The organism is Candidatus Nitrospira bockiana, assembly GCF_965152565.1.
Genome location: NZ_OZ224215.1, coordinates 4301952 through 4314588, shown reverse-complemented (window position 1 = coordinate 4314588; position 12637 = coordinate 4301952). Strand labels below are relative to the sequence as shown.

The following is a 12637-nucleotide window of genomic DNA, read 5'->3' as shown; positions in this document are numbered from 1 at the left end:
TACAAGAGGACCTCGATGAGCGATGTGATTCCGTTACATGATGCGCAAAAGACACTGTCAGACCTAAGGGATCACTTGGCTCGACATGATAAGCCCATCGCTTTTCTCTTCGGTGCAGGCGCGTCTGCTTCAGTGCAGGTGCAGAATCCCAGTGATGGGAGCAAAATGCAGCCCCTTATCCCCGGCATTGCTGGCCTTACGAAGTTGTGCCGAGAGCATGCGATTGCTTTAGGTGAGAAATACGCTCATTGCTGGAATGATATTGAAACGCATATCAAAGAAAGCAAGCAAGACCCCAATGTCGAGGCCATGCTTTCCCGTTTACGCATGATGGTCAATGCCATTGGCAAATCTGATACGTTATCAGGTCTTAAGAAGAACGAAATTGAGCACTTGGAAGAGGCGCTTCGTAAAACGATCGCAAAGGTTGTTACGCCCGAACTACGGGCGGTACCGAATGATTGGCCACATCGAAAATTTGCCAAGTGGCTGGCAAGGACTTCACGCCAGAAGGCGGTGGAAATATTTACGCTGAACTATGATGTGCTGATTGAATATGCTCTTGAAGCCGAGCGAATACCTGTTTTTGATGGGTTCGTGGGGGCTTATCGCCCCTTCTTCAATCCTGACAGTTTGCGTCGGCTTGAGGCCGCTCCTGGTTCGAATTGGACCCGGCTCTGGAAAATGCATGGTTCTGTTACGTGGCAACGTATTAATCAAGATGGACGAATGCGTGTAGTGCGTGGTCAGCCAGATAGTGCAGGCGAGATGATTTATCCCTCATTCGAGAAATATGATGAATCAAGACAGCAGCCATACTCCGCTTTTACCGAGCGACTCAGCCGGTTTTTAGAGCAAGACGATGCATTATTAATCGTAGCTGGGTTCAGCTTTGGAGATGAGCACATAAATAACATTTTGTTCGGCGCCTTAGAGAACAGGCCTCGAACACATGTATACGCCCTCCAGTTTAACGAGATGGCGGAGGATAGCAGCTTAGTAAGGCGAGCCTATCAGCGACCAAATATGATCGTAATTGGCCCAGAGACCGGTATCATAGGAGGACGAAGGGCGAAGTGGGCGCCACTTGAACATTCTTTCTTTATGGAGGAACAAACAGCCGGGCAAGGAGAGGGGAAAGCGGGAATTGTTAAAATCGGAGATTTTAATTCGTTTTGCAACTTTCTTAACTCTATGGCTCCGGCGTAAGTTCCATGCCGCTTGCTGATCCAACGTACATTGGGCAGGTTGCTTCAGTAACTGGAGCAGTCGTCCGCGTGCGTCTTCGTGACGATATGCCATCGACCCTTGTCATGATCGGAGGAGAATCCTACCGAGTCGGACAGATCGGCGGGTTTTTTCGCATTCCACTTGGTTACGCAAATCTTTATGCCGTATGCACTCAGATAGGGGCAGATGCGGCGCCAACAGCTAGTGCTGGGCCGACGTTCAGTGAAGTATTGGAGGAGGATTCTTCCCTTCGCATTGCAGGTTATCGGTGGATGACCATTGTTCTTTTTGGCGAAGGCTTGGGCTCAGAGTTTGAGAGAGGCGTGGGCCAATACCCCACTGTTGGGGATGAGGTTCATCTCGTTACTAATGATGATTTAAAAATAATTTACGGATGGGCCAAAGGTAAAAAAGGTACCATTTCTGTTGGCCGTATCGCCGCTACATCCGGCATATCCGCAGATATCAGCATAGCCGGGCTAGTCTCGAGGCATAGCACAATTGTTGGCTCTACGGGCAGTGGAAAATCAAATCTGGTTACCGTTCTTCTGGAGTCGGTTGCAGATGGGAGTTTTCCGAGGGCACGTGCGATTGTCATCGACCCACATGGGGAATACGCCACCGCGCTGAGCGACAAGGCTAAAGTATTCCGAGTTCGACCAAACGAAGAGGCCGGTGAAAAGCCTCTCTGGGTTCCATTTTGGGCACTTCCATTTTCTGAGCTTCAACACCTTACCTTGGGTGGGCTTCAACCAAACCACGAGGCCGCCATTAGGGATGAAGTTCTCGATATGAAGACTGCAGCCGCTAGTCGCCTTGTCATTCCTCCCCCTATGGAGACTCTAACTGCAGATTCCCCTGTCCCGTTCAGTATCAAACGTCTTTGGTATGAGCTGGATAGGTTTGAAAGAATCACATTTAATTCCGCAAACCAGCAGACAGACACAACGGCTAACGCCCCAGTTCAGGTCGGTAATGCAAATGAATTAAAGTCTGACAGGTATCCTCCAGCCAGTCCTTATAATCAGCCACCTTACAAGAACCAGCGGAAGCGTAATATAGAAAGGCATCTCGATCTCATGCGTAGTCGCCTAAAGGACGGCCGCTTCTCATTTTTATTTTCTCCGGGCGGTGGCTATGAGCCAGATCTCGAGGGGGGAATTACAAGCGACTTGGACTCTCTTGTTAGGGATTGGGTTGGCCACGATAAGCCGATAACCATATTTGATGTCTCTGGGCTCCCTTCTGAAGTCCTTCCGATAATTGTCGGCACTATGCTGCGGGTAGTTTACGATATGCTCTTTTGGGCTCAGGATCTTCCTGTTGGCGGCCGGCAGCAACCTCTATTAGTGATCCTTGACGAAGCTCATCGCTTTGCCCCCGAAGGCGCTGATACCTCAGCTCATCGAACGTTATCGATGATTGCAAAAGAGGGGAGAAAGTACGGGACGGGTCTGATGTTGGTTACGCAACGCCCTTTAGAAATAGACAACACGGTGTTGAGTCAGTGTGGGTCAATGATCGCTTTAAGAATAACGAACGCAGCTGATCGCGCCAAAGTTGCCGCGGCAATTCCCGATGACCTCGGCGGACTCGTAGAACAGTTGCCATCGCTTCGCACTGGGGAAGGCCTTTTTCTTGGCGAGGTCATGCCAATTCCCTCGCGAGTACGAGTTCGGAAAGCAAAACAAAAGCCCATAGGAGACGATCCGAAACTTCCGGACGTATGGCAATCGTCAGAACGTCCCGACGGGGGTCTGTATTCTCGCGCTTTGGCTAATTGGCGTGCTCAAGCCACATCGGTTGAGATTCCAGAGGGTGATAATGCCTGAAATGCAACTTGTCGATTCGTCTAACATAGAGGCCATAGGCTACGATCGCGAAACACAAGAGCTACATGTGCGTTTTCTCAGATCAGGGTTAACGTATGTTTATTATGAGGTTGAAGAGTGGGTGTTTAATGAATTGATGCTTTCTGATTCCAAAGGAACGTATTTCAACACTAACGTTAAGAATCGGTACCAGTGTGGGAAATTGTGATTTGATCATCTCCGTATAAATATCGCGCTGAGACGCTTGCAGCCTCCGCCACATAATCGTAGGCAATGGAATTTAGGATCTCCGACACCTTTACTGATAGCCTATCCTGCCTAACTGGGGACGAGCAGAAGGCTGTGAAGATGACGGCTTTTGACCTTCAGCTCAATCCAGCCAATCCCGGCTTCAATTTTCATAAACTTAATAAAGCGAAGGACAAGAACTTTTGGTCGGTTCGTGTCAACAAGGACATTCGACTGATTGTCCACCGTACGCCAGGGAGCGTGTTACTGTGCTACGTCGCTCATCATGAGAAAGCCTATGAGTGGGCCGAGCGCCGAAAGCTGGAGATACATCCGAAGACCGGCGCGGCTCAATTAGTGGAGATCCGTGAAACAGTGCAGGAGATTGTGGTCCCGAAATATGTCGAAGCCTCACACGCCGCCAAGCCGCCGCAGACACTTTTCCCTCAGGTTCCCGATGGTGAGCTTTTGAGCTTCGGTGTACCACTGGAATGGTTGCCAGACGTCCGTCAGGCCACTGAGGATTCACTTCTATCCTTAGTCGAGCATCTGCCGGGCGAGGCAGCGGAGGCGCTACTGGAACTCGCGACAGGAGGCAAACCAGCGGTGTCTTTCGCGATCGCTGGCCAAGTGGCAGAGCCAGTCGCTATGTACGCGAGACAGGCCTCCTTCGATCATCCCGACGCACAGCGCCGCTTTCGCGTCATTACCAATGCTGAAGAGCTTCAGCGCGCGCTTGAGTTCCCTTGGGAGAAGTGGACGATCTTTCTCCACCCGGCGCAGAGACAATGGGTTGAGCGGGACTATAGCGGCCCAGCGAGAGTATCCGGTTCAGCCGGCACAGGAAAGACGATCGTGGCGCTGCATCGCGCCGCGTTCTTGGCGCGCACGAACCCCGATGCCCGCGTCTTGCTAGCGACATTCTCTGACACGCTTGCTCATGCATTGCATACCAAGCTGCGGCGATTAATCGGCAATGAACCACGACTTGGAGAACGCATCGACGTCCATTCGCTGAATGGACTGGGAGTCAGGCTCTACAAGTCGCTGATCGGACCGGTCAGGCTTGCAAGCAGAAAGGATGTGCATGACATTCTCAGGGCGGCTTCTCAATCGGTCGGCGGCCATAAGTTTAGTCACTCCTTTCTGCTCAGCGAGTGGGAACAGGTGGTAGACGCATGGCAGTTGGGTAGTTGGGAAGCCTATCGGGACGTCGCCAGACTTGGCCGCAAGACGAGGTTGCCCGAAGTTCAACGGACGATCTTATGGTTGATTTTTGAACGGTGTCGTGTGGGACTCAAGGATCGAAGCCTGACCACGCAGGCCGCGGTATTTACGGCCCTGGCTTCGGAATTGAGCAACGGGAAGCACCCTCCGTTTGACTATGCAGTAATAGATGAGGCGCAAGACATCGGCGTTGCGCAGCTGCGGTTCTTCGCCGCATTGGGCGGGAATCGTCCTAACGCACTGTTTTTCTCCGGCGATCTTGGCCAGCGGATCTTCCAGCAACCGTTCTCTTGGAAAGCCTTGGGTATCGACATCCGGGGACGTTCGCGCACGCTCCGAGTCAATTACAGAACATCGCATCAAATCCGAATGCAGGCCGATCGCCTGTTAGGGGCGCAGGTAGCGGATGTCGACGGCAACATAGATGATCGGCGGGATACCGTGTCCCTCTTTAATGGACCGCCGCCTTTAATTCAGGTTCATAGCGATGAGAAGGAAGAGATCAAGGCAGTCAGCACGTGGATGTCAGAACACGTGAAGGCAGGGTGGCACCTCACGAGTTTGGCGTGTTTGTCCGTTCCGAAGCACAATTGCCCCGTGCCCGCGCGGCAGTTGAGAAGGCTGGTATTCCGTTTAAGATTCTCGATGAACACGTCGAGACCTCCAGCGGGTTTACCTCAATCAGCACGATGCACCTTGCTAAAGGGTTGGAGTTCCGCGCAGTAGCCGTGATGGCCTGTGACGATGAGATCATCCCCCTTCAAGAACGAATCGAAACCGTAGGAGACGACGCAGACTTGCAGGAAGTCTATGACACCGAGCGCCATCTCCTCTACGTCGCCTGCACTCGCGCGCGTGACTATTTGCTGATAACAAGTGTCAAACCGCCATCGGAGTTCTTGGATGATCTGAAGTCATCATGAAATTACTGCTCTGCAATGTCGGTTGGTCGGACAATTACAGCGGCTCCTTCCTCAAGGGCGATCATGAGTTTATCCGGAAACATAAGGGCGACGGTTCGGAGCGTTGGAATTTCAAAAGGTTTTTAGATAGTAAAGCTTATGGTTACATCAGGGGAATGGGAAAAGAGCATTCTCCACCCCAGTTGCCGACACGACTCCAGCGCGGATGGACAGTACTGTTTTATGCAAAAGATCCAAGAGATTCTGTACTAAAGTTTGTTGGTTTCTACAAACAGGCCACCATTCTTTCAGATTGGCGAAAGCATCCGATCAACCAGATGATCCGAGGGCGCCGAGAAAAACATGTGTTAAATGACGTCATGGCGCTGACGAAGCTGAACTACAACGCTTGTATTTTTGCAGATGGAGAGCCGGTTACTCTGAAATTTGCGTACTCGGTCGGTGAGATACTTACCGCCGGCCCCCTGGCCAATATTCCGCCGCTTCAATTTAAGTATTACATCTAATCGAGTGGATTTGGCCGATGCTGATGCCGTTGCTCTCAGCCAAGGACCCCGTTGTCAGTGCCGAAGGGACGCTCGACCCTCTGGGGCTTTATCAGATCGCTGATGCTCTCGGTACGAAATTGATCCCTGGCGTTCGAGAACGCATGAGTCACCCTCGTTTTTTGACGCTCACTGCAGTCTCGGCTGCGATTTGTAGCGAATTCGATGATGAGACGATTGCGTCGGATGGTATCAGTCCTCCGTGGCAAGTGTTCGAGTGGTATGTGGTTGAAGGGCTTGTCCGATGTATCAAGGACAACAAACGACTGTCTGGGCTCCCGGGGCGAGACAAAGCCAGCCGTGCGATTGCTGATCGCGTTCCTCTCTCCGCTCGAAGGTATCTTAAGACACCGAACGTCTTCGGGTTCCACGGGGTGTACCGACTCCTCGCCAGGACACTGGACATCGAGGATGATGGCAGATTGGGCGAGATGGGGTATCGCTTACTCGGGATATGGCGAGATGAGCAAGGGCTTCGAGGATTCTACGAGTCTGTACACGGGCAGGGTGCTGATCTGTTCAAAACCTGGCAAGACGCAGTGAAGGACGGGCTGCGGAAGGGGGCTGTTGATCGCTCAGGATCATGGCAAGGTTGGCAACGAATCGCCGATCATTTAGGACCGTACGATGCGGGGGCGAAAGAGCGCCGAATGTTGGCGTCCTTACTAGTCGGCCATGAAAAAGGCTTCACTCGAGAAGTGATGGACTTTCTCAAGTCCGCACAAGGGATGAATGTCTATCACAAGGTCCGAGAACGCAATGACACCGATAGCGTGTGGTCTGAAAGGCCGTTCCACGAGGCATTGCGTACTGTTGCATCGCCGTCGTTGAAGGAGTTGCTGCTGGCTATCGACGCGTATGAGGTGTTCGCTCGCCTCCTTCAAGATGCGTTTGATGAATGTCTGTATATCTTATCGAAGAGTAAGGGCCGGGTAGCCGCATTAGAACTTGCAGAGCGTAAATTGGTGCGAGAAGCATGTGACAGAGTGCCGGGCCAGTTTGGAAGGATTACGGATTGTTTGTATCTGTTCGGAGCATCTTCTGGATTCATTCAGTCTTTCCAATTTGTTTCAGAGAAGGCGACTCCGAAGGAGTGGGTTCAACGACTGCTTGAGCACCATCGACGGGTGCAGATACAAAAGCCTCCGAATGGAAAGCTTCCTTGGGTGGAGCGATTCGACGATGGAAGTTATATGGTTCGCCCAGGATATCTACGAGAAGAGGGTGGGATTGGCGACGACAGCTATGTCCACGCCTATCGATTGAGCTCCCTGTGGTCTTTTGCCGAGGACTTGAGGTTGGTGTAGGAGTGGGCGACGAGAACGCTATACCAGCAGGCCATGGCAAGTTACTTGATGCCTGGGAGCCGCCTAACGATGCCGGTGATCCGGTCGGGTGCATCGCCACCACCTTCACGTTTTCTCCTGCCTTCTTTGAAGAAGAATGCCTTGGCCGTTTTCTGAAACTGGAAACCGACGCAACAGAGGATGGCCCGGTCTATCTGGTTGAGCGAGAGGAGAAGCTCTCGCAGGTGGCTTGCGCGGCGGTCCTGGTTGACCAGCATCATTGCAAAGGTGCACGAAGTCTTCGGTGGGATCTCCATGCTGTTCGATCTGATCGCGGCATTCTCCACGCCAAAATCTCGCTTCTGTGCTGGTCCAAATTGGTCCGTCTCATCATTGGCTCGGCAAACCTCACGGAGGACGGGTATCGCCGGAACCGTGAAGTCTATGGCGTAGTGGATTACCACGAGGGGTCGGAGGCTCCAAGGCCCCTCTTGCAAGAAATCCTGCAGTATCTCAGGCATGTGGCGGATGTGGCGGTCGCTCAGGATGATTCGCTTCCGCTTCAGCGGATGCGCCGATTCCTCGATCGTGTGGAGACTCTCTCCCGGACGTGGGGTTCGTCCGGAGATGAGCACGCTCGACAGCCGCTTCGAGTAAGCATAGTGTTGACCGGATCTGGCCGTCCAGATCTGTTCACTCAAGTCTCATCCATCTGGCCTGGCGCTAGCCCACCACACTTAGCGTGGGTTGTAAGTCCGTTCTTCGACCCGCCTGAGGCAAAGATCAATCCGCCGGCGGAAGCGCTCTGGAACATTTTACGAAGACGAGGAGAGGCGACGGTCGATTACTGTGTTGAAACTGAAGACAACCCAGCCTCAAAGCAATTACTTGTCCGCGCGCCGCACTCGCTGCTCACGACTCGGCCACCACGCGATTCCTGTTCCGTAGCATTCAGCAGATTGACAACGGATCTGGACCGACCGCTTCATGCCAAGCAGATCTGGTTGGAAGACGACCGCTGGGTCCTGTTCGTCATCGGATCGTCGAACTTCACATCCGCAGGAACGGGGATAGGCGCGGTTGCCAATTACGAGGCGAACTTGGCGTACCTCCTCGACATCAAACAAGCTCCACGCGGCGCTTATGTAGACTTTGAGCGCAGGTTCCCGCTGATCGAACCTATTTCGAAGCCTGAATCCGAGCTGCAATTTATTGCTGCCTCAGACATAGGAGTTGATTCGCCTCAGCAGGCAGTACTGCTGCCGTCGGGATTTCTAAACGCGACGTATCGAGGGAAGGCGGGAGGTGACGGAGAAATCATTCTTACGTTTGGAGACAATCTCCCCGGTGACTGGAGAATTCTTGATGAGGACGAGCTGGCGAGATTCACGGAGCAGGAATGGCACAGAGCCGGGAGCCCGAATTTCTATGCGCTGCCGTGGAAAGGCAGGCCGCCGTCCGGACTGTGGGTGACATGGCAAAAGGCCGGCGGAAAGGCCTGGTGGCCAGTGAATGTCTCGTCGGCCGGGGATTTGCCTCCGCCTGATGAGCTAAGGGACTTGCCTCTTGATGTGTTAATCGAGATCCTCACATCCGCACGCCCGCTCCATGAAGCGATGCGAGGCTATTTAAAGAAAAAAGCGAGCGTTAAGGACAAGAACTCATCTCTGTCGATCGATCTCGACCCCCATAAGCGTGTCGATACAAGTGGGTTCTTGCTTCAGCGCACTCGGCGGTTTTCTTGGGCCCTTTCCGGTCTACGGTCTCGACTCGAGCGCCCAGTGCTCAGTGATGAATGCCTGCAGTGGCGTATCAATGGGCCAGTCGGCGTCATGGCTTTGGCTTCCGCGCTCCTTCGTGAGGCCAAGACGGACGACGAACGATCTTTTCTGCTTGCGGAATTGGCGTTGGAACTTACGCGGGTCAAACCCAAGAGTGGGCCAGGAACGTTGCCCGCCCATATTGTCCGAAAGGCCCTCCACGCCGCGGCGCATGACTTAATCGCTCGCGTCTCCTTGTCAGCCGATGGTCGGCAGAGACCTCTGGGACAGTACCTAGAGCGGGTGTTTGGACGTATTAACAAAGAGTACTGATGTCGCACCTGTACCCCTTTTACAAGCACATTAATCTGTATGTCGAGGGCCGTATTTCGGCTGAGGACGCTGCCAGACAAAAAACAACGGCCGAGGAGATTTTGCGCCGTCTCAAGGATCAACCAGGTGTCGTTCTGGCTGATGAAGTGGGGATGGGTAAGACATTTGTCGCACTTGCCGTGGCAGTATCTGTCGCAATCGCCAACCGACGCCGCCGGCCCGTGGTCGTAATGGTACCGCCGTCACTTCAAGACAAATGGCCGAGGGATTTCTCTCTATTCGTGTCTCGGTGTCTCCTCCGGACGATGGGGGAGACGATGCGGTGTGGAAAGGCCACACGGGCCGAGGAGTTTCTCAAATATCTGGACGATCCGGTGGAGCGCCGATGCGCGATCATTTTCGTGACTCACGGTGCGATGAGTCGAGGTCTTTCCGATCAGTGGGTGAAACTGGCGCTCATACGCCAAGCGCTGCGCCGCCGGCACGGCATCGATGACCTTAAGCGCGATCTTTGTAAGATCTTGGGTGCGCTCTTATGGCTTAAATGGATGGATAAGGATTACGGACCTGAACTCTGGGGTGAGCTGCTCAGAGAACACCCCAGCAACTGGTTGCCCCTACTTAAGAGATGGGGAGTCCATTTTGCGCAAGAAGGCCCCCCTTGTCTCGATGATGACCCAGTGCCCCGGGCGGTAGTGAACGTGCTTGATCGGTTGAATACCGACGAACTGTTTGAGGCCTTAAAAAGGATTCCACGTCGGCAGTCAGAATATTTCTCCGAGCGGCTTCAAGATGCGCGCCGGGCTGTTCAGGAAGCTCTTCGCCCGGCGTGGAAAGACTGCCTGCAAAGGGCTCGGTTGCGGTTGCCGTTATTGATACTCGATGAGGCGCATCACCTTAAGAACGATGCCACACAACTTGCATCCCTATTCCGTTGCCGTGAAGCTTCGGACGATATGGAAGAGGTGGGGCGTGGAGCCCTGGCAGGGGTGTTCGAGCGGATGCTATTTCTGACGGCGACCCCATTTCAGCTGGGGCATGGAGAACTGTGTTCCGTGCTGGAGCGGTTCAAGGGAGTGGCGTGGAACCTTCGTCACCACGGGAAGCAATGGTTCGAGGACAAATTATTAGCCGTGCGAAAAGCTTTAGACGCGGCTCAGGAGGCGGCCCTACGTCTCGATGACGCATGGGGCCGGCTCAAAGGCGAACATCTCACGGTTGATGGATGCGTCTGCGACGACGTCGACAAATGGTGGGAACTCGTACGCGGCCGTAACGGAAACGCCCCAGAAGTTGATAGGGTCGTCCGATGCTATGAAACCGCTTACGAGAAGATGCGGACCGCAGAAGCGCTCTTGAAACCCTGGGTCATCCGCCATTTGAAAGCGAGGAAGTTGCCAGTTCCTCACGATGCAGTATCTCGCAGAGTCCGACTGCCCGGACGTGCCATCATTGACGGTCACGAGATCGGAGCGGTAACCGGGTTAGAGGTAAATGGCGATGCGATGGTACCGTTCCTTCTCGCAGCTCGGGCCACTACTTGTTCTTCCCAGAGCCGAGCCCTTTTCGCCGAAGGACTCGCATCGAGCTACGAAGCCTTCTTGAATACCCGGCACGAGGCCCAATTAAGAAAAGTGTCGAAAGCCACTGATGCAGACGACGACGTACCCATCGGTGCGCCGGAGAGTGAGGAGCTGCATTGGTATCTTGAACAGCTAGACGCATTCGTGCCCAAGAACCTTGCATCTGCTTCAATAAGCCATCCGAAAGTAGCGGCCACCACGAGGCGTGTCATCGAGAGTTGGCGCCTTGGCGAAAAAGTGCTTGTGTTTTGCCACTTCGTTGCTACGGGGAAAGCACTGCGTCGAGCGATTTCCCACGCCTTAAAAGAAGAAATTCGCCACCTTGGTTCTTCCGCGCTTGGCTGTGCCCCCACCGCCGTGTTTGAGGAACTTGATAGGCTGGGCAAACGATTCTTTGACGAGGACTCTCCAGTACGGCGCGCTTGTGATGCAGAGGCCGGCGATATCCTCAAGGGCTACCCGTCGCTCGCTCGGCACAGCGAGGACCTTGCCGACGCAGTTCGGCGCGTCGTCCGCACGCCGTCGTTCCTAGTACGATTCTTCCCGCTACATGAGCGGAGAAGGCTACAGGAGGGCGACATGCGGGAGGCCCTTCATAAGCCAGATCAGTCCGGCATGACACTGAGCAGGCTTTTACATGATTTCTTCGGGTTTCTGGAGAATCAATGTGACGAGTTCAGCCGGAACGCATTTATAGATGCTGTTTGTAGTATTCAAACAGGCTCCCACCTTGACCGGATGGCGGCCAATTATAGCGACGACGAGCTGCAGGGAGAGGACTCAAAGCTGATCCTGCCCAATGTGCGACTTGTCAATGGCACGACTCAACAAGCGACACGGCAGCGGCTGATGTTAGCGTTTAACACGCCTTTCTATCCCGAAATACTTGTGGCGAGCAGTGTGATGGCGGAAGGAGTCGATTTGCATCTCAATTGCCGTCACGTCATTCATCATGATCTGTGTTGGAACCCCAGTACCCTCGAACAACGTACAGGACGTGTGGATCGTGTAGGAGCGAAAGCGGAACGAAGCGGGAAGTCTATCTATGTCTATCTGCCTTATTTGAGCGCGACCCAGGATGAAAAGGTGTTTCGAGTGGTCACTGACCGGGAACGTTGGTTCAGTGTGGTAATGGGCGAGAAGTTTGATCTCAACGAGCAATGCACCGAGAAATTGTCCGCCAGAGTTCCTCTTCCGGAGACCATCGCTCATCAATTGTCTCTAAGGCTGGAAGTCTAAAGTATCGTATAGTCGTAGCGATATCGTAATCCAGAAAGAGGGTCACCTCAGGTCTGGCAATCGCATATCGAGCGGGATAGACTCCGGCCCCATGGCGCATACGCTTCGCATTGAATTTCCCGGCGCGGTGTAACATGTCACCAGTCGGGGCAATGCCCGACAGGACATCATCGCCGACGACCGTGACCGATTCCAGTGGCTTACCCTCCTGGCCCATGTCGTCGATCGCTACGCCTGGTTGTGCCATGCCTACTGCCTGATGGACAACCACATCTCCTGATCGAGACACCGCAGCCCAATCTGTCGCTCGGCATGCGGCAGCTCAACGGCCGGTATACACAGACCTACAATCGCCGGCATCATCGCGTTGGGCATCTCTTTCAGGGGCGGTTTACCGCAATCCTGGTGGAAAAGGATGCGCATTTGTTGGAGCTGTGCCGCTATGTGGTCC

The 12637-nt window shown here is 53.6% G+C and carries 7 protein-coding genes and 1 pseudogene; all 8 read left to right on the top strand.

Annotated features, from left to right (window positions below):
- Positions 1 to 15: 15 nt before the first annotated feature.
- The 8 genes and pseudogenes from ACWHYV_RS21165 to ACWHYV_RS21130 all read left to right on the top strand — a co-directional run bounded on the left by ACWHYV_RS21165 (position 16) and on the right by ACWHYV_RS21130 (position 12186).
- A complete protein-coding gene (locus tag ACWHYV_RS21165) occupies positions 16 to 1209 on the top strand; it encodes an SIR2 family NAD-dependent protein deacylase (protein ID WP_447978475.1) in 1194 nt (397 codons plus the stop codon).
- Positions 1210 to 1214: 5 nt separating this feature from the next.
- Positions 1215 to 3062, top strand: coding sequence for an ATP-binding protein (locus ACWHYV_RS21160; protein ID WP_447978474.1), 1848 nt, complete (start codon positions 1215 to 1217; stop codon positions 3060 to 3062).
- Entirely contained in the window at positions 3055 to 3270 is a 216-nt protein-coding gene (locus ACWHYV_RS21155; RefSeq protein ID WP_447978473.1) for a KTSC domain-containing protein, read from the top strand. Before ACWHYV_RS21160 ends, ACWHYV_RS21155 begins: the two co-directional genes overlap by 8 nt.
- A gap of 65 nt (positions 3271 to 3335) precedes the next feature.
- Positions 3336 to 5440: pseudogene (locus ACWHYV_RS21150) on the top strand (3'-5' exonuclease).
- Positions 5437 to 5946, top strand: coding sequence for a hypothetical protein (locus tag ACWHYV_RS21145; RefSeq protein WP_447978472.1), 510 nt, complete (start codon positions 5437 to 5439; stop codon positions 5944 to 5946). Before ACWHYV_RS21150 ends, ACWHYV_RS21145 begins: the two are co-directional and overlap by 4 nt.
- A 17-nt stretch (positions 5947 to 5963) precedes the next feature.
- A complete protein-coding gene (locus ACWHYV_RS21140) occupies positions 5964 to 7292 on the top strand; it encodes a hypothetical protein (protein WP_447978471.1) in 1329 nt (442 codons plus the stop codon).
- Positions 7293 to 7294: 2 nt separating this feature from the next.
- Complete coding sequence (locus ACWHYV_RS21135) at positions 7295 to 9364, top strand: hypothetical protein (protein ID WP_447978470.1); 2070 nt, start codon at positions 7295 to 7297, stop codon at positions 9362 to 9364.
- A complete protein-coding gene (locus tag ACWHYV_RS21130) occupies positions 9364 to 12186 on the top strand; it encodes a helicase-related protein (protein WP_447978469.1) in 2823 nt (940 codons plus the stop codon). Before ACWHYV_RS21135 ends, ACWHYV_RS21130 begins: the two co-directional genes overlap by 1 nt.
- Positions 12187 to 12637: the final 451 nt, after the last annotated feature.